We start from the raw sequence: 16,057 nt of genomic DNA on the forward strand, positions 1-16,057 counted from the left end.
CGGGCAAGGCCAGACTATTTCTGGCGCGGCGTATCGAAACGGACGATGGCGCGCCCGTCGGCAGTCTGTTTTGCTTCGGCCTTCCAGGCATGACCGTAGACCACTTCAAAAGTCGCCGGCAACTTGCCGTCGCGGCGCTGCTCTTCGTAAGCGGCGCGCGCCGCTTCCCAGGCCCGGCGCCCGCTCAGCCCGTGCCGACGTGCGACCATGGCGCAACCGGAACCGGCAGCGCGCAGATCGGCAAACATCGCATCAAGGTCAGCGTAAGTCAGGGTGATGACTTCCATGTCCATGACCGGATCGGCGAAACCACAACCGACCAGCATGTCGCCCAGGTCGTGCATGTCGATGAAACGCTGGGTGTGGGCATAGCCATCGGCAAAGGCCGTACGCAGTTCCTTGAGCGAATCCGGACCGAGCGTCGAGAACATCAGCAGGCCACCGACTTCGAGGATGCGATGCGCCTCGGCCAGGACCGGCAAGGGATCATCCAGCCAGTGCAGCAGCAGATTCGACCAGATCAGGGCGGTCGACCGTGTTTTCAGGGGCAATTTCGCCGCATCGGCAGCCAGGCGTTGCGGCCCGGCCGATTTGCCGAGACCGAGCCGGCGCAACCAGCCGGCCGGCGCCTGATCCTGCGTCAGCATCGCCGGCGCCAGATCAAGGCCGAGCAGTTCGGCCTGCGGGTAGCGTGCCGTCAGGCCGGCGAAACTGCCGCCGCGGCTGCAGCCGAGATCAAGAATGCGGCCCGGCTCCAGCTTGACGTAATCCAGCCGCTCCTGCATCCGCCGATCGACCTCGCGGGCGAAAAAATCGCCCTGCGGATAGCTGGCGGCGGCACGCGAGAAACGTCGACCGACCTGCTGCCGGTCGACGAAGGCAGCGCTCAAATCGCCTTGATGCCGAGACGGGCGAACAAGGCGTCGTCGCGGTCGGCGTCCGGGTTGCCGGTGGTGAGCAGGAAGTCACCGTAGAACATCGAGTTGGCACCGGCCAGGAAGCACAGGGCCTGCAGCTCGTCACTCATTTCCTGACGACCGGCCGACAGACGGACCCAGGATTTCGGCATGGTGATGCGGGCGGCGGCGATGGTGCGCACGAACTCGAAGGGATCGAGACGCGCGGTGTCGGCCATCGGCGTACCGGGAATCGGCACGAGATTGTTGATCGGCACGGATTCCGGCGGCTGCGGCATGTTGGCGAGCTGAACGATCAGCGCGGCGCGGTTCTTGCGCGACTCGCCCATGCCGATGATGCCGCCCGAGCAGACATTGATGCCGGCGTCGCGCACCTGGTCGAGCGTGTCGAGACGGTCGTCCTGGGTGTGCGTCTTGATGACCTGACCGTAGAATTCCTTGTCGGTATCGAGATTGTGGTTGTAGTAGTCGAGGCCGGCATCCTTCAGCTTTTCGGCCTGGCCTTCCTTGAGCATGCCGAGCGTCACGCAGGTCTGCATGCCGAGCGCCTTCACTTCGCGCACCATGTCGAGCACGCGATCGAGATCGTTGTCTTTCGGCCCCTTCCAGGCGGCACCCATGCAGAAGCGCGAAGCGCCCTTGGCCTTGGCGGCCTGTGCGGCAGCGATCACCTGGTCGAGCGGCATCAGGCGCTCGCGCTCGGTGTCGGTATCGTAGCGGGCCGACTGCGAGCAGTAGCTGCAATCCTCAGAGCAACCGCCGGTCTTGACCGAAAGCAGCGTCGAGCGTTGAATGGCGTTCGGGTCGAAGTTCTCGCGATGCACGCCTTGGGCGCGCCAGACCAGGTCAATCAACGGCAGGTCATACAATGCGAGCACCTCGGCGAGCGCCCAGGGACGAACGGCTTCAGTCGGTGAAACGGCAGGAACGGCGGCGAGGGAGCTAGCTTGTTGCATGGAAGGCCTTGCTTGAAGAATGCGATAAAAATCAGATACGAAGCGTATCGGTAATTATGGATTATCGAAGACGCTGCTAGAGGATGTCAATTTTAACCCAGCCCCATTCGCTGCGACAGCTTGCCGGCCAGTTCCTCGCTGACCTGCTCCCGACCAGCTGCCTGCTATGCGGCGCCGACAGCGGCAAGCACCTGCTCTGCCCGGCCTGCGCCGACGATCTGCCGCTGCTGCCGGCGGCGCTCTGCCCGCAATGCAGCCTGCCGACCACATTTGGCGAGCGCTGCGGCGCCTGCCTGCACGAGCCGCCGCACTTCGATGCCACATGCGCCTTTTTTCGCTATGATTTTCCGGTCGACCGTATCGTGCACGCGCTCAAGTACGGACACCAGCTGGCCGTCGCCGAGTGGCTGGGCGACACGCTGGCGGCGCGCCTGGCCGGGCTAACACTCGAACTGATCGTTCCCCTGCCCTTGCATCCACAGCGCCTGGCCGAACGCGGCTTCAACCAGGCGGTGGAAATCGCCACACACCTGGAAAAACACCTGAAAATACCGGTCGACCGCTACAGCCTGCAGCGTACGCGCGCCACGCCGGCGCAGGCCGAATTGCCGCTCAAGGAACGCCACAAAAATGTGCGCGGCGCCTTCGAATGCCGCAGCGATTTCAGCGGCAGGCACCTCCTGCTGCTCGACGACGTAATGACCAGCGGCGCCACCGCCAACGAATGTGCCCGCATCCTCAAGCTGCATGGCGCGGCGAGCGTCACCGTGGCCGTCGCGGCGCGCGCCCTGAAACATTCGGCGCGCCATTCGTGATCTAATCCGCAACCCAGCCCAGCCAACGAAACCCGCACCGTGTTCGCCGTCGTCCTCTACCAGCCCGAAATCCCGCCCAACACGGGCAATATCATCCGCCTGTGCGCCAATACCGGCGCCGAACTGCACCTGGTCGAGCCGCTCGGCTTCGACATCACCGACAAGCATCTGCGCCGGGCTGGCCTCGATTATCACGAATACGCGCGCGTCGTCCGCCACCCGGACTGGGCGGCGTGCAAGGCCGCACTGGCCGGACGCCGCCTGCTGGCGATGACGACCAAGGGCAGCAGCAACCTGTTTGCGCAGGCTCTGCAAAAGGATGATGTGTTTGTATTTGGTCGTGAAACCAGCGGCCTGCCGCCGGAAGTGCTCGCCGAATTCGCGCCGGAAGCGCGTCTGCGCCTGCCCATGCAGGCCGGCCAGCGCAGCCTCAATCTGTCGAATGCGGCGGCGGTGACCGTGTTCGAAGCCTGGCGCCAGGCCGGCTTCGCAGCCTCGTTTTAAGCGAGCTCTTCCTTCGGATCGCGCGCCATCAACTGCTCGACCGCCTGCGCCGCCGTCAGACGGCCATCCAGGACGGCAGCAACCGCAGCACTGATCGGCATATCGACACCCAGCTTGCGCGCCAACTGATCGACTTCGCGGGCGGTATAGACGCCTTCGGCGACGTGCCCGAGTTCTTCGAGAATCTGCGGCAAGGACTTGTTTTCGGCGAGCGCCAGACCGACCCGCCGATTGCGCGAAAGATCACCGGTACAGGTCAGGATCAGGTCGCCCATGCCGGCCAGGCCCATGAAGGTGTCGCGCTGGGCACCCAGTGCCAGGCCCAGACGGGCAATTTCGGCCAGGCCGCGGGTGATCAGCGCCGCCCGGGTATTCAAGCCCAGACCAAGACCATCGCAGGCGCCGGTCGCAATCGCCAGGACGTTCTTGACGGCACCGCCGACTTCGACGCCAACCAGATCGTCGTTGGCGTAGATGCGCAGGCGCGTGGTGTGCAACTGGCGCGCCGCTTCGCGGGCAAAGGCCGGATTATTGGCCGCCAGCGCCACGGCGGTCGGCTGACCGCTCGCGACTTCCTCGGCGAAACTCGGCCCGGACAAGGCGCCGCAGACCACGTTCTCGCCGAGCACTTCCATCACCACCTGATGCGGCAGCTTGCCGCTACCCGCTTCAAAGCCCTTGCACACCCAGAGAATGGGCTGCGTCGAAACCATCGCACGTAACAATTCGACGGTTGGCCGCAAGCCGGCAATCGGCGTCGCGATGACCAGCAGATCGGCACGGCTGACAGCATCGGCAAAGTCGATCGAGACCGCCACTGACGGCGGCAATTTGTGGCCGGGGAAGAAACGCCGGTTTTCCCGGTTTTTCAACAGGTCGACCGCTACGTCTTCCTCGCGCGACCAGAGCGTCACATCGTGCTTGCCGGCAAAGGCAATGGCCAGCGCGGTACCCCAGGCGCCGGCGCCCAACAACGTTATTTTCATAGACCCCAGACCTGCGCCGAACGGATATAACCGGTGGCGCCATCGCGATGGCGTACCTTGGCCCAGCCGGGCGAAGCAGTTTCGATAAACTCGACCGCCACCCATTTGTCGAGTTCGGTCACGACGGCCGACTCCGGCTTGTCGGATTGACGGATTTCCGCCTTCGGCGCGGTCACCACCAGCATCCGGCGTTCGCTGACCTGACGCGACTCGATCCAGGCCAGCGTGCCTTCGGCATCGCGAACCTTGAGCCAGCCATCAAGACGCACCACCACCTCAACCGGCGTCTGCGCCTTGATCAGATAGAGCTTCTTGCCCTTTTGCGACGGCGCATCGTACAGAACCGCCGCCGGCACATCGACCGAACGATAGTCGAGTGCCGCCGCCGTGCCTGCGATGCCGAGCAGAAAAAGGCTGGCCAGAGTCCGCCGGATGTTCATGATTTACTGCAGGGTGTTTTCGGTCGAAGCCGGTGCCTGGGCTTCCTGCAGGCGCTGCATGTACATGGCTTCGAAATTGACCGGCTGCAGCACGATGGGCTGGAAGCCGGCACGCGTCACCGCGTCGGAAATCGCTTCGCGGGCATACGGGAAGAGGATGTTCGGGCAGGCCACGGCAACCAGCGGCTCGACCTGCTCATCCGGCACATTGACGATGCGGAAGATGCCGGCCTGACCGACTTCGACCAGGAATACCGTCTTTTCGCCCAAGGTCGCCGTCACAGTCACCGTCAGCATGACTTCGAAAACACCTTCACCGACGCCACGGCCATTCGAATTGAGCTTGATCTCGACTTGCGGCGCATCGTGTTCAAGGAAGATTTCCGGTGCATTCGGCACTTCGATGGAAAGGTCCTTGACGTAGAGTTTTTCGATACCGAAGATGGGCTGTTCGTTTTGTTCCATGATTCTCTTTCTGTAAGTTGATGGGTTTCAGGCGCCGGCAGCAAGCAGGGGCGTCAATTCGCCCGCCGCGTCCAGCGCGTAAAGATCGTCGCAACCGCCGACATGCGTTTCACCGATATAGATTTGCGGCACGGTACGCCGCTTGGTGCGCTGCATCATCTCGTCACGCCGCTCTGGATCGATATCGATGCGAACTTCCTCGATTGCGGTCACGCCACGCGCTGCCAGCAACTGCTTGGCACGCGTGCAGTAAGGGCAGACCGCGGTGGTGTACATCAGGACATGGGCACTCATTTGTTGCGGCTGCCTTTCTTGATCGGATAACCGGCCCCGACCCAGGCATCGACACCACCGGCCAGGCTGTGCGTACGGGTGAACCCGAGCTTGGCCAGTTGGCCGCAGCCCTTGGCCGAGCGCATGCCGGCCGTGCAGCAAACGATCAGCGGCTTGTCCTTGTACTTCTCGATTTCGCTCACCCGATCGGCCAGCTTGCTGAGGGGAAGATTGCGCGCATCCGGCAGATGGCCGGCGGCAAATTCGTCGGCTTCGCGCACGTCGATCACGATCGCATCCTCGCGATTGATCAGCAGGGTCGCTGCAGCCGGATTGACCTCGTTGGCGGAAGAGCCCATGAACATCGGCCAAATAAGACCGAGGCCGCTGATCACGATGATCGAAATGAGCAGGATGTTCTGGTTGATAAAGTCCATCGGAATCGGCATCTGTTAATTCTCCACACCACAAAAAACTTCGCGCATCATTCCGACGAGCTGCAGGGTGCGCTGATCGCCCACCCGATAAAAAACACGATTGGCATCCTTGCGCGTCAGCAAAACGCCCTTCTCGCGCAAAATGGCCAGATGCTGCGAAATGTTGCTTTGCGAGGTGCCGACCGCATCGACGATTTCCTGAACGCAGGCTTCCTGGTCGCCAACCACGCAAAGGATCTTCAGGCGGAGCGGATGGGCAATGGCCTTGAGGGCACGTGCCGCCATCTCGATATGCTCCTGCTTTTCGATCAGGTTGAAGCTTGGCTTGTCCAAAATAATAAAACCTCGTTGTCGGCTAATGGGCCATTATAAAATAATGGTCTGCGTTTCGCCGACCTTAATCAGCCCCGAGAATCCGTGCCCGTCATTTCGCCCCATGCTTTCCGTCAGGGTTCCCAACCCGGGCCATCCACCAGGCCGGCACAGCGCCGGAAGTACGGTGCGCTGATGGCAAGCTTGCTGATTTCGCTCTGCCAGGTTGCCACACCGGTCGACGCCCGGGAAAACACAAAAACGAAAGCGGTGGCCAGCTCATCTCCACCGGAAATCGCCGAAAAGCAGGCTGACCTCGGTGAATTGCGCAGCCGCATCGAAGGCCTGCGCAAGGACCTCAACAGCAGCGAGGAAAGCAAGGCCGATGCAGCCGACCGCCTGCACGAATCGGAACGCAAGATTTCCCGCCTGCAGCGCGAACTGCTCGAATTGTCGGAGCAACGCGGTCAACTCGAGAAAAAGCTCAAAAACCTCGAACAGCAGTCGCAGGAACTGGGCAGCACGCTCGGGCAGCAGCAGTCGCAATTGGAAAAACTCCTTTACAAGCAATATCTGCGCGGCACGCCCGACTCGCTGCAACTGTTGCTCAACGGCAATGACCCGAACCAGATGGCGCGCGACCTGCACTATCTGTCCGCAATCGCCCTGTCCCGCGCCGAACTGATGGGCGAGATCAACGCCACGCTGGATCGCAAGAAGGCGCTGGCCGCCGATGCCAAGGAACGCGCCGACGAACTGCAGGAAGTCGCCGCGCAGCAGCAGCAACGCCACGCCGAATTGCAGAAGCAGCGCGAAGAACACCAGAAGCTGTACGCCCAGATTTCCGACAAGGTGAAGGCGCAACGCAAGGAAATCGGCAACCTGCAGCAGAACGAAAAGCGCCTGACCCAGCTGATCGACCGCCTGTCGACCATCCTTGCCAAGCAGGCCGCGGCAGCGGCCAAGGCAGCAGCGGCCGCACGTGCAGCGGAAAGCGCCCGCCAGGCGGAAGCTGCCAAACAGAAAAACAACAAATCAGCGACCACCGAATCGCGCGAAAACTCACGCCCGCCGCCCGCAAGCGAACCGACCCGCCCGCGCACCGCCGAAGCCGAAAACCGTTACGAACCGGTCGCCAGCGACGGCAGCTTCGCCCGCCAGCGCGGCAACCTGCGTTTGCCGGTGCGCGGCTCGGTGCTCGGCCGCTTCGGCTCACCACGCGAAGGCGGCGGCACCTGGCGCGGCCTCTTCATCAAGGCCGGCAATGGCAGCGAAGTCAAGGCGGTAGCCGGCGGCAAAGTCGTCTTTGCCGACTGGATGCGCGGTTTTGGCAATCTCCTGATCGTCGACCACGGCGACGCCTATCTGTCGATCTACGGCAACAACGATTCCCTGCTCAAACAGGTCGGCCAGGCCGTCAAGGGCGGGGAAACTTTGGCCACCGTGGGCAATAGCGGGGGCAATCCGGAATCCGGTTTATACTTTGAGCTCCGCCACCAGGGGCAACCGATCGACCCGATGAAATGGTCCAGTTTGAAATGAGCAAAACAAAAACTATCAGCTTGGCATTAGGCGGCTTCGTCGCCGGCGCACTCATCAGCCTGCACATCCCGGCCCTGGCCGAGAAGGATGTCAAACCCGGGCTGCCGATCGAGGAGTTGCGCACTTTTGCCGAGGTCTATAGCGCCATCAAGCAGGGCTATGTCGAGCCGGTCGAAGACAAGAAAATGATCGCCAATGCCATCTCCGGCATGCTCTCCAATCTCGACCCGCATTCGTCCTACCTCGACGCCGATGCCTTCAAGGATCTGCAGGTCGGTACCCAGGGCGAGTTCGGCGGTCTGGGCATTGAAGTCGGCATGGAAGAAGGCCTGGTCAAGGTCGTTTCGCCGATCGAGGATACGCCGGCCTACCGTGCCGGACTGAAGGCGGGCGACCTGATCTTCAAGCTCGACGACACCCCGGTCAAGGGCCTGACCCTCTCCGACGCCGTCAAGAAAATGCGCGGCAAGCCGAAGACGCCGATCAAACTGTCGATCATCCGCAAGGGCGAAACCAAGCCGATCGAAGTCACCCTGATCCGCGAAGTGATCAAGGTGCAGAGCGTCAAGTCCAAGCTGGTCGATGGCTACGGCTGGATCCGCATCACCCAGTTCCAGGAAAACACCGTCGCCGAAGTCGCCAAGGCGGCCGCCAATCTGTACAAGGACGGCAACAAGGTCCATGGCCTCGTGCTCGACCTGCGCAACGATCCGGGCGGCCTGCTCAACAGCGCCATCGGCGTCTCCGCCGCCTTCCTGCCGCCGGATGCCAAGGTCGTCTCGACCGATGGCCGCACCGCGGATGCCAAACAGGAGTTCCGTGCCCGCGCCCAGGATTACCTGCGCGGCAGCAAGGAAGATCCGCTCAAGGGCCTGCCGGTCGACATCAAGAAGGTCGCCATGGTCGTGCTGGTCAATGGCGGCTCCGCCTCGGCTTCCGAAATCGTTGCCGGCGCCCTGCAGGATCACAAGCGGGCGATCATTCTCGGCACCCAGACTTTCGGCAAGGGCTCGGTGCAGTCCGTACTGCCGCTGCCCGGCAACACGGCGATCAAGCTGACGACGGCCCGTTACTACACGCCGGACGGCCGCTCGATCCAGGCCAAGGGCATTGTTCCTGACATCGTTGTCGAAGAAACGGCGAATGGCAGCAGCGGCATGCAAATCCGCGAAGCTGACCTCGACCGCCACCTGATCAACGACAAGGAAAAGGAAGCCGCCAAGGAGGCTGCCAAGCAGGAAAGCAAGGCCCAGCCGGCCAAGACATCGAGCAAATCCGGCAAGGACAAGAAGGACGAAAACGACGAAGAGCCGCCGGTCCGCATGGAGTACGCCAGCAAGAGCGACTACCAGTTCCAGCAGGCGGTCAATCTTCTCAAGGGCCTGCAGATCATGCAGAACAAGACGAAGGAATAGCCCGTCCGGGAGGCAAGATGACTTCTACCGATCTGAAGAAACATCGCGAAATCCTTTTCTCGAAATTTCCGCCCGGCCAGGTGCCGGAGGCCGCCGACGACCTGAAACGACTGGAAGAGGTGGAAGTGGCCGCGCGCACCGAGAAACGCGCGGTCGGAGTCACTTACGAGCTGCAGCAGCACACCCTCGAAGAACTCGAGGGCCACCTCGAGGACAAGGGCTACCACCTCGACAACACGCTGATGAGCAAGCTGACGCGCGCCCTGATCCATTACGTCGAGGACACCCAGCTGCACAACCTCGGCGCCCCGGAAAAGCGCCTCAAGCGCTCGGCCGATGAAGCCTACGTCAAGGCCTGGGAACACCGTCCGCACGGCGATCATGACGACACCCCGCCGGAGTGGCGGGAATACAAGTAGCGGTCAGGATCGAGGATCGAGCTGTCAGCAAAACCTCTCGATCCTGACGACTCGATCCTGAAATGACCGACGACCAACTCCTCCGTTACAGCCGCCACATCCTGCTCGATGCGATCGGCATCGAAGGGCAGGAGCGCATCCTTGCCACGCACGCGCTGATCATTGGCGCCGGAGGCCTCGGTTCGCCGGTGGCGCTCTACCTGGCATCTGCCGGAATCGGAAAAATCACGCTGGTTGACGACGACACGGTCGATTTCACCAACCTGCAACGCCAGATTTTGCACGTCCAGTCCCGCGTCGGCATGGCCAAGGCGGAATCCGGCAAGCAGGCGCTCGCCGCGATCAACCCGACGGTCGACGTCGTTCCGGTGCAAAAAAGGCTGGCCGGTGCCGAGCTCGATGCACTGGTCGCGACCGCCGACATCGTGCTCGACTGCACCGACAACTTCTCCACCCGGCACGCCATCAACCGCGCCTGCGTGCATCACCGAAAGCCGCTGGTTTCCGGTGCCGCGATCCGCTTCGACGGCCAGATCAGCGTCTACGACCAGCGCCACGACGATGCACCGTGTTACCACTGCCTGTTTCCCGAAGCCGAGGATATCGAGGAAGTGCGTTGCGCGGTGATGGGCGTGCTGGCGCCACTGACCGGCATCATCGGCAGCATGCAGGCGACCGAGGCCTTGAAGCTGGCAGCCGGCATCGGTCAGTCGCTGAGCGGACGCCTGCTACTGCTCGACGCGCTCGATATGGAATGGCGCAGCGTCAAATTCCGGAAAGATCCGGACTGCGCGGTGTGCGGCCCTAACGGGGACGCGCGAGCAGGCGAATATCTTCGCCGAGCTGACGCAGATCGCGAATCTGCAACTGCTGCTTGCCGGCTAGCGTAGTCAGCGCCGGCAGGTTGAACAGGCCGCTCGCGTCATGGCCGATCAGGCAGGGCGCCAGGTAGAGCAGCAGTTCATCGACCAGACCTTCGCGCAGCAATGAGCCATTGAGCTTGAAGCCGGCCTCGGCATGAACTTCGTTGATGCCGCGCCGGCCCAGTTCTTCGAGCAAATCCTTGAGTTCAACCTTGCCGGCGGCATTGGGCAGAATCACGACTTCCGCACCGGTCGACCGCAGCAAATCGGCCTTTTTCAGGTCGTCGACCGCTGCCGCGACCAGGACCGGCCCGCCTTGCAGAATCCTCGCCGTGAGCGGCGTTTCCAGCCGGCTGTCGACGATCACGCGCAGCGGCTGGCGTGACGTCGGCAGGTCGCGCACGTTGAGTTGCGGATCGTCGTCGCGCACCGTGCCGATGCCAGTCAGCACGGCGCAGGCACGCGCCCGCCAGCGCTGACCGTCCAGACGCGCCTGCGGCCCGGTGATCCACTGGCTGACGCCGTTGTTGAGTGCCGTCTTGCCGTCCAGGCTGGCTGCCGCCTTGAGGCGCAACCACGGCCGGCCGCGCGTCATGCGCGAGACGAAACCGATATTGAGTTCGCACGCCTCGTTTTCCAGCAGTCCACTTGCCGTCTTAATACCGGCCGCTTCCAACAACGCCAGCCCTTTGCCGGCAACCAGTGGATTCGGATCGGTCATCGCCGCGATAACACGCGCCACGCCGGCCTTGATCAAGGCTTCGGCGCAGGGCGGCGTGCGTCCGTAATGACTGCACGGCTCGAGTGTGACATAGGCCGTCGCGCCCTTGGCTTTTTCACCCGCCTGGCGCAGGGCATGCACTTCGGCATGCGGCTCGCCGGCTTTTTCGTGCCAGCCTTCGCCGACGATTTCGCCATCGCGGACCAGTACACAGCCGACGCGTGGATTGGGCGAAGTCGTCCACAGGCCGCGCTCGGCCAGTTGCAGGGCGCGCGCCATCATGCCGTGGTCGACGGCAGTAAAACTCATTTTTTCTTCTGGGAAGGCGAGACTTCGCGGATGGCGCGGGAAAACGCATCCACATCTTCAAAATTGCGATAGACCGAGGCAAAGCGGATGTAAGCCACCTTGTCGAGCTTCTTCAGCTCACGCATGACGAACTCGCCCAACTGTTGCGTCGACACTTCCCGCTCGCCGGCGGAAAGCAGCATTTCCTCGATATCGGCGACCGCGGTATCGACCGACTCGATCGATACCGGCCGCTTGCGCAGCGCCAGTTCGAGACTGGCGCGCAGCTTGGCACGACTGAACTCGGTGCGCAGACCATTCTTCTTGACCACTTGCGGCAACTGGATTTCAGCCCGCTCATAGGTCGTGAAGCGCTTGTCGCAAGCATTGCACTTTCTGCGGCGCCGCACGACATCGGCGTCGTCATTCAGCCGGGTATCGGCCACCGCCGTATCTTCAGCACCGCAGAAAGGACATTTCATGGTCGGGATCCAGGAGCGAGGACAGAGGATCGAGTGGTGTTACCAGCCGCTCGATCCCGAATCCTCAACCCGATCAGGCGCCGTACACCGGGAACTTGCCGCACAGCTCGGAAACCTTGGCGCGCACGGTGGCGGCAACGGCTTCGTCGTTCGGTGCGTCAAGGACGTCGGCGATCAGATGGGCGATGGTTTCGGCTTCGATTTCACGGAAACCGCGCGTCGTCATCGCCGGCGAACCGATGCGGATGCCGGAAGTGACGAAAGGCTTCTGCGGGTCGTTCGGGATGCCGTTCTTGTTGACCGTGATGTGGGCACGGCCAAGCGCAGCTTCGGCTTCCTTGCCGGTGATGTTCTTGGCACGCAGGTCGAGCAGGAAGACGTGGCTTTCGGTACGACCGGAAACGACGCGCAGGCCGCGCTCTTCACCCAGCACGCGCGCCATGACGCGGGCGTTGTTGATGACCTGTTCCTGGTAGTTGCGGAACTCCGGCGTTGCGGCTTCCTTGAAGGCCACGGCCTTGGCAGCGATGACGTGTTCCAGCGGTCCACCTTGCAAACCCGGGAAAATTGCCGAGTTGATGGCCTTTTCGTGCTCAGCCTTCATCAGCACAACGCCGCCGCGCGGACCGCGCAGGGTCTTGTGCGTGGTCGAGGTCACGACATCGGCGAAAGGCACCGGGTTCGGGTAGAAACCGGCGGCGATCAGGCCAGCGTAGTGAGCCATGTCGACCCAGAAAATGGCGCCGACTTCCTTGGCCACCTTGGCGAAGCGCTCCCAGTCGATACGCAGGGCGTAGGCCGAGGCACCGGCCACGATCAGGCGCGGCTTGTGTTCGCGGGCAAGGGCTTCCATCTTGTCGTAGTCGATGGCTTCGTTGGCATCGAGGCCGTAGGAGACGACATTGAACCACTTGCCGGACATGTTGAGCGGCATGCCGTGGGTCAGGTGACCGCCTTCGGCCAGGCTCATGCCCATGATGGTGTCGCCGGGCTTGCAGAAAGCCATCAGCACGGCCTGGTTGGCCTGCGAGCCGGAGTTCGGCTGGACATTGGCGGCATCGGCACCGAACAGCGCCTTCAGGCGATCGATGGCGATCTGCTCGGTCACGTCAACGTGCTCGCAGCCACCGTAGTAGCGCTTGCCCGGGTAACCTTCGGCATACTTGTTGGTGAGCTGGGAGCCCTGGGCTTCCATGACTGCGTTGCTCACGTAGTTTTCGGACGCGATCAGTTCGATGTGGTCTTCCTGACGCTGCACTTCGGCCTGCATGGCCTGCCAGAGTTCAGGGTCAACTTTTGCCAGGGTGTCTTTCGCGGAAAACATGGGGAATGCCTCAAGCCATTGAAAAGGGCGTGAATTTTATCACGCCGGAAGCTCATCAAGGGCGCCCGGCGCCAGATGATCGGTTTCGGCCCAGCTTTCGATGTGCCAGCGGCCGTCGACCGTTGCCACCCAGTTCAGGCCGGCGTTGGGAATCAGGAAGTCGCGCTGCATCTCGAGACTGTTGCCGCGCACGAAGCGATTGATGATATCGAGCACGCCGCCGTGCAGCACGACGGCCACGGTCTGGCCGGCATGCGCCGCGGCGATTGCCTGCAGCTTGCCGGTCACCCGCGCGAACATCACCTGCAGACTCTCGCCATTCTCGAAACTGTAGTCGGCGTTGCGCCCCTCGAAAGCGGCGTAGCCGTCGGGAAACTTCTGCTGCGCCTCGACGTAGGTCAGCCCTTCGAAAATACCGTAACGGCGTTCGCGCATTTCCGGCGCCGCTTGCGGCTTCAGGCCGAGCGCCGCACCAATCGCCAGCGCCGTCGTCCAGGCGCGCTTGAGATCGCTGCTGTAAAGGGCGACAATGCCGGCCCCTTGCAGCCAGCGACCGGCCGCCTCGGCCTGGCGCACGCCATTTTCATTGAGGCCGATATCGATCTGCCCCTGGATACGGCGCTCGGCATTCCATTCGGTCTCGCCGTGCCGCACCAGGCAAATGCGGGTCGGCTGGCTTGTAGGGATTTCCACCATGGTTGCTGCGTACCCTTCGCTGTAAATTTGGCCCAATGGGATTTCCATCAACCCCGGACACTTCAGAAGCCGGGAATTTTATCAACCGAGGAGGACTTTTCGTGACCCTTCTGCTCAAGCTCTCGCAGCTGATCGACTTGCTCAATGAGCGGGTCGGCAAAGCAGCGTTCTGGCTGGTGCTGCTGATGACCATCTTCAGCGCCGGCAATGCCACCGTACGCTTCATTTTCAACTACAGTTCGAACGGCCTGCTGGAAATCCAGTGGTACCTGTTTGCCGCGGTCTTCATCCTGTGTTCCCCCTACACCCTGCAAAAGAACGAGCATGTCCGCATCGACGTGCTGGCCGGCAAATTGTCGCCCAAGGGCCAGGCCGTGATCGACATCATCGGTACCCTGTTTTTCCTGCTGCCCATGGTCATCGTTGTACTCTGGCTGTCGCTGCCCCTGGTCGCTGAATCCTACAAGATCAACGAAATGTCCTCCAATGCCGGCGGCCTGATCCGCTGGCCGGTCAAGGCGCTGCTGCCGATCGGCTTCACGCTGCTCGCCCTGCAGGGCATTTCTGAACTGATCAAGCGCATCGCCTTCCTGGCCGGCCTGATCGAAGACCCGAACAACAAGGCAAAGGGTCCGACCCCCGAAGAAGAACTGGCCGCCGCCATTGCCGCCGCCAACGCCAAGGAGGCCAAATAATGGAATGGATTATCGGCAACATGGCGCCGCTGATGTTCGGCGCCCTCGTCCTCTTCCTGCTCTTCGGCTACCCGGTCGCTTTCGCGCTGGCCGCCAACGGCATCGTCTTCGGCCTGCTCGGCATCGAACTCGGCCTGCTTCAGCCGGCGCTGTTCCAGGCGCTGCCGGAACGCATCTTCGGCATCATGGCCAATGACACGCTGCTCGCCATCCCCTTCTTCACATTCATGGGACTGGTGCTTGAGCGATCCGGCATGGCGGAAGACCTGCTCGACACAATCGGCCAGCTGTTCGGCCCGATGCGTGGCGGCCTGGCCTACGCGGTGATCTTCGTCGGCGCCCTGCTCGCCGCGACGACCGGCGTGGTTGCCGCCTCGGTGATCTCGATGGGACTGATCTCGCTGCCCATCATGCTGCGCTACGGTTACGACAAGCGTCTCGCTTCCGGCGTCATTGCCGCCTCCGGCACGCTGGCCCAGATCATCCCGCCGTCGCTGGTCCTGATCATCATGGCCGACCAGCTCGGCAAGTCGGTTGGCGACATGTACGAAGGCGCCATGATCCCCGGCCTGATCCTGACTGGTCTGTATGTCGGTTACGTTGCCGTCCTCACCATCATCAAGCCGAATGCCGCCCCGGCCCTGCCACCGGAAGCGCGCAGCCTGCGCGGCGCCAAGCTGCTGCTGCGCGTATTGACGACGCTGGTACCGCCGCTGGTCCTGATCTTCCTGGTCCTCGGCACCATCTTCCTCGGCATCGCGACGCCGACCGAAGGCGGCGCCATGGGTGCGGCCGGTGCACTGATCCTGGCTGTCGCCCGCAAGCGCCTGTCCTGGAAGCTGCTGCGCCAGGCCATGGAAACCACCGGCAAGCTGTCCTCCTTCGTGGTCTTCATTCTGGTTGGCTCGACGGTTTTCGGCCTGGTCTTCCGCGCCGTCAATGGCGACCTCTGGGTCGAGCACCTGCTGCTCTCGCTGCCCGGCGGCCAGCTCGGCTTCCTGATCGTGGTCAACATCCTGGTCTTCCTGCTCGCCTTCTTCCTCGACTTCTTCGAGCTGTCCTTCATCATCGTGCCGCTGCTCGCACCGGTGGCGGACAAGCTGGGCATCGACCTGATCTGGTTCGGCGTGCTGCTCGGGGTGAACATGCAGACTTCCTTCATGCATCCGCCCTTCGGCTTCGCACTGTTCTACCTGCGCTCGGTGGCACCGGCCTCGATCAAGACGACGGACATCTACTGGGGCGCCATTCCCTTCGTCTGCATCCAGATCCTGATGGTCGCAATCATCATCATCTTCCCGGGCGTGGTCAGCTATGGCGATGAAGCGCAGCGCGAAGCAGCCCGCCTCGAACGCAGCGGCGAAGGTCCAGCCCCGATCGACCTCAACACCCTGATGCAGGACGATGCCAACGAAGGCTCGAAGCAACAGGACCCGAGCGCCGACCTGCTGAAGAACCTGCAGGGCGAAAAATAAGCAGCACCATCCTTATCGACAGCAAAAAGGCG

The 16,057-nt window shown here is 62.5% G+C and carries 20 protein-coding genes; 8 read left to right on the top strand and 12 right to left on the bottom strand.

From position 1 onward, the window contains the following. Positions 1-14 precede the first annotated feature (14 nt). Together KIG99_RS06855 and bioB are read right to left on the bottom strand one after the other, a co-directional pair. Complete coding sequence (locus tag KIG99_RS06855; RefSeq protein ID WP_226459471.1) at positions 15-890, bottom strand: methyltransferase domain-containing protein; 876 nt, start codon at positions 888-890, stop codon at positions 15-17. Beyond that, positions 887-1,873 carry a biotin synthase BioB gene (gene bioB / locus KIG99_RS06860; protein ID WP_226459472.1) on the bottom strand — a complete coding sequence of 329 codons (987 nt, stop codon included), beginning with the start codon at positions 1,871-1,873 and terminating at the stop codon, positions 887-889. Before bioB ends, KIG99_RS06855 begins: the two co-directional genes overlap by 4 nt. 83 nt (positions 1,874-1,956) lie before the next feature. Here bioB and KIG99_RS06865 point away from each other — a divergent pair, with 83 nt between their 5' ends. Together KIG99_RS06865 and KIG99_RS06870 are read left to right on the top strand one after the other, a co-directional pair. Next, complete coding sequence (locus KIG99_RS06865; protein ID WP_226459473.1) at positions 1,957-2,688, top strand: ComF family protein; 732 nt, start codon at positions 1,957-1,959, stop codon at positions 2,686-2,688. Positions 2,689-2,727: 39 nt separating this feature from the next. After that, positions 2,728-3,192 (top strand): tRNA (cytidine(34)-2'-O)-methyltransferase, encoded by a 465-nt coding sequence (locus KIG99_RS06870; RefSeq protein ID WP_226459474.1) that lies wholly within the window; start codon positions 2,728-2,730, stop codon positions 3,190-3,192. On the opposite strand, the gene KIG99_RS06875 is transcribed toward KIG99_RS06870, so the two are convergent. Genes KIG99_RS06875 through KIG99_RS06900 form a run of 6 tightly spaced genes read right to left on the bottom strand, consistent with a single transcriptional unit; the run spans position 3,189 to position 6,078 of the window. Continuing rightward, on the bottom strand, positions 3,189-4,178 hold the full coding sequence (locus KIG99_RS06875) for an NAD(P)H-dependent glycerol-3-phosphate dehydrogenase (protein ID WP_226459475.1): 990 nt from the start codon (positions 4,176-4,178) through the stop codon (positions 3,189-3,191). The genes KIG99_RS06870 and KIG99_RS06875 overlap by 4 nt on opposite strands. Next, entirely contained in the window at positions 4,175-4,618 is a 444-nt protein-coding gene (locus KIG99_RS06880) for an SH3 domain-containing protein (protein ID WP_226459476.1), read from the bottom strand. Before KIG99_RS06880 ends, KIG99_RS06875 begins: the two co-directional genes overlap by 4 nt. A 3-nt stretch (positions 4,619-4,621) precedes the next feature. Further along, positions 4,622-5,083: a protein-export chaperone SecB gene (gene secB, locus KIG99_RS06885; RefSeq protein WP_226459477.1), complete on the bottom strand. Its 462-nt coding sequence runs from the start codon at positions 5,081-5,083 to the stop codon at positions 4,622-4,624. Positions 5,084-5,110: 27 nt separating this feature from the next. Next, positions 5,111-5,377, bottom strand: a complete 267-nt coding sequence (gene grxC / locus KIG99_RS06890) for a glutaredoxin 3 (RefSeq protein ID WP_226459478.1) — start codon at positions 5,375-5,377, stop codon at positions 5,111-5,113. Next, on the bottom strand, positions 5,374-5,805 hold the full coding sequence (locus KIG99_RS06895; RefSeq protein ID WP_226459479.1) for a rhodanese-like domain-containing protein: 432 nt from the start codon (positions 5,803-5,805) through the stop codon (positions 5,374-5,376). Before KIG99_RS06895 ends, grxC begins: the two co-directional genes overlap by 4 nt. A 3-nt stretch (positions 5,806-5,808) precedes the next feature. Further along, entirely contained in the window at positions 5,809-6,078 is a 270-nt protein-coding gene (locus KIG99_RS06900) for an ArsR/SmtB family transcription factor (protein ID WP_404817902.1), read from the bottom strand. Positions 6,079-6,300: 222 nt separating this feature from the next. Between KIG99_RS06900 and KIG99_RS06905 the strand changes: the two genes are divergently transcribed. The 4 genes from KIG99_RS06905 (at position 6,301) to KIG99_RS06920 (ending at position 10,371) form a co-directional block, all read left to right on the top strand. Then, positions 6,301-7,647 (top strand): murein hydrolase activator EnvC family protein, encoded by a 1,347-nt coding sequence (locus KIG99_RS06905; protein WP_226459480.1) that lies wholly within the window; start codon positions 6,301-6,303, stop codon positions 7,645-7,647. Continuing rightward, positions 7,644-9,062, top strand: a complete 1,419-nt coding sequence (locus tag KIG99_RS06910) for a S41 family peptidase (RefSeq protein ID WP_226459481.1) — start codon at positions 7,644-7,646, stop codon at positions 9,060-9,062. The genes KIG99_RS06905 and KIG99_RS06910 overlap by 4 nt, the downstream gene beginning before the upstream one ends. 17 nt (positions 9,063-9,079) lie before the next feature. Continuing rightward, positions 9,080-9,481, top strand: coding sequence for a hypothetical protein (locus KIG99_RS06915; protein ID WP_226459482.1), 402 nt, complete (start codon positions 9,080-9,082; stop codon positions 9,479-9,481). 62 nt (positions 9,482-9,543) lie between these two features. Further along, positions 9,544-10,371, top strand: a complete 828-nt coding sequence (locus tag KIG99_RS06920) for a HesA/MoeB/ThiF family protein (RefSeq protein WP_226459483.1) — start codon at positions 9,544-9,546, stop codon at positions 10,369-10,371. Here KIG99_RS06920 and ribD read toward each other — a convergent pair. From ribD to KIG99_RS06940, 4 genes are all read right to left on the bottom strand, one after another. Then, positions 10,286-11,374 carry a bifunctional diaminohydroxyphosphoribosylaminopyrimidine deaminase/5-amino-6-(5-phosphoribosylamino)uracil reductase RibD gene (gene ribD / locus KIG99_RS06925; RefSeq protein ID WP_226459484.1) on the bottom strand — a complete coding sequence of 363 codons (1,089 nt, stop codon included), beginning with the start codon at positions 11,372-11,374 and terminating at the stop codon, positions 10,286-10,288. The two genes, KIG99_RS06920 and ribD, sit on opposite strands and share 86 nt — an antisense overlap. Then, entirely contained in the window at positions 11,371-11,835 is a 465-nt protein-coding gene (nrdR, locus tag KIG99_RS06930) for a transcriptional regulator NrdR (protein WP_226459485.1), read from the bottom strand. Before nrdR ends, ribD begins: the two co-directional genes overlap by 4 nt. A 73-nt stretch (positions 11,836-11,908) precedes the next feature. Then, positions 11,909-13,159, bottom strand: a complete 1,251-nt coding sequence (glyA, locus tag KIG99_RS06935; protein WP_226459486.1) for a serine hydroxymethyltransferase — start codon at positions 13,157-13,159, stop codon at positions 11,909-11,911. Positions 13,160-13,198: 39 nt separating this feature from the next. Further along, positions 13,199-13,855 (bottom strand): histidine phosphatase family protein, encoded by a 657-nt coding sequence (locus KIG99_RS06940; RefSeq protein WP_226459487.1) that lies wholly within the window; start codon positions 13,853-13,855, stop codon positions 13,199-13,201. Between the two features lie 101 nt (positions 13,856-13,956). Here KIG99_RS06940 and KIG99_RS06945 point away from each other — a divergent pair, with 101 nt between their 5' ends. Then, positions 13,957-14,550 (top strand): TRAP transporter small permease subunit, encoded by a 594-nt coding sequence (locus tag KIG99_RS06945; protein ID WP_226459488.1) that lies wholly within the window; start codon positions 13,957-13,959, stop codon positions 14,548-14,550. Next, on the top strand, positions 14,547-16,025 hold the full coding sequence (locus tag KIG99_RS06950; protein WP_226461799.1) for a TRAP transporter large permease: 1,479 nt from the start codon (positions 14,547-14,549) through the stop codon (positions 16,023-16,025). Before KIG99_RS06945 ends, KIG99_RS06950 begins: the two co-directional genes overlap by 4 nt. Positions 16,026-16,057: the final 32 nt, after the last annotated feature.

Origin of the sequence: Quatrionicoccus australiensis (genome assembly GCF_020510425.1) — a bacterium.
In the GTDB taxonomy this organism is placed as follows: domain Bacteria; phylum Pseudomonadota; class Gammaproteobacteria; order Burkholderiales; family Rhodocyclaceae; genus Azonexus; species Azonexus australiensis_A.

Coding starts and splice junctions, on each gene's coding strand:
- KIG99_RS06900 (WP_404817902.1), bottom strand. CDS start 6,078: ATGGCGGCACGTGCCCTCAAGGCCATTGCCCATCCGCTCCGCCTGAAG.
- KIG99_RS06920 (WP_226459483.1), top strand. CDS start 9,544: ATGACCGACGACCAACTCCTCCGTTACAGCCGCCACATCCTGCTCGAT.
- bioB (WP_226459472.1), bottom strand. CDS start 1,873: ATGCAACAAGCTAGCTCCCTCGCCGCCGTTCCTGCCGTTTCACCGACT.
- glyA (WP_226459486.1), bottom strand. CDS start 13,159: ATGTTTTCCGCGAAAGACACCCTGGCAAAAGTTGACCCTGAACTCTGG.
- secB (WP_226459477.1), bottom strand. CDS start 5,083: ATGGAACAAAACGAACAGCCCATCTTCGGTATCGAAAAACTCTACGTC.
- KIG99_RS06910 (WP_226459481.1), top strand. CDS start 7,644: ATGAGCAAAACAAAAACTATCAGCTTGGCATTAGGCGGCTTCGTCGCC.
- KIG99_RS06895 (WP_226459479.1), bottom strand. CDS start 5,805: ATGCCGATTCCGATGGACTTTATCAACCAGAACATCCTGCTCATTTCG.
- KIG99_RS06880 (WP_226459476.1), bottom strand. CDS start 4,618: ATGAACATCCGGCGGACTCTGGCCAGCCTTTTTCTGCTCGGCATCGCA.
- grxC (WP_226459478.1), bottom strand. CDS start 5,377: ATGAGTGCCCATGTCCTGATGTACACCACCGCGGTCTGCCCTTACTGC.
- KIG99_RS06915 (WP_226459482.1), top strand. CDS start 9,080: ATGACTTCTACCGATCTGAAGAAACATCGCGAAATCCTTTTCTCGAAA.
- KIG99_RS06865 (WP_226459473.1), top strand. CDS start 1,957: ATGTCAATTTTAACCCAGCCCCATTCGCTGCGACAGCTTGCCGGCCAG.
- KIG99_RS06905 (WP_226459480.1), top strand. CDS start 6,301: ATGGCAAGCTTGCTGATTTCGCTCTGCCAGGTTGCCACACCGGTCGAC.
- KIG99_RS06940 (WP_226459487.1), bottom strand. CDS start 13,855: ATGGTGGAAATCCCTACAAGCCAGCCGACCCGCATTTGCCTGGTGCGG.
- KIG99_RS06875 (WP_226459475.1), bottom strand. CDS start 4,178: ATGAAAATAACGTTGTTGGGCGCCGGCGCCTGGGGTACCGCGCTGGCC.
- nrdR (WP_226459485.1), bottom strand. CDS start 11,835: ATGAAATGTCCTTTCTGCGGTGCTGAAGATACGGCGGTGGCCGATACC.
- ribD (WP_226459484.1), bottom strand. CDS start 11,374: ATGAGTTTTACTGCCGTCGACCACGGCATGATGGCGCGCGCCCTGCAA.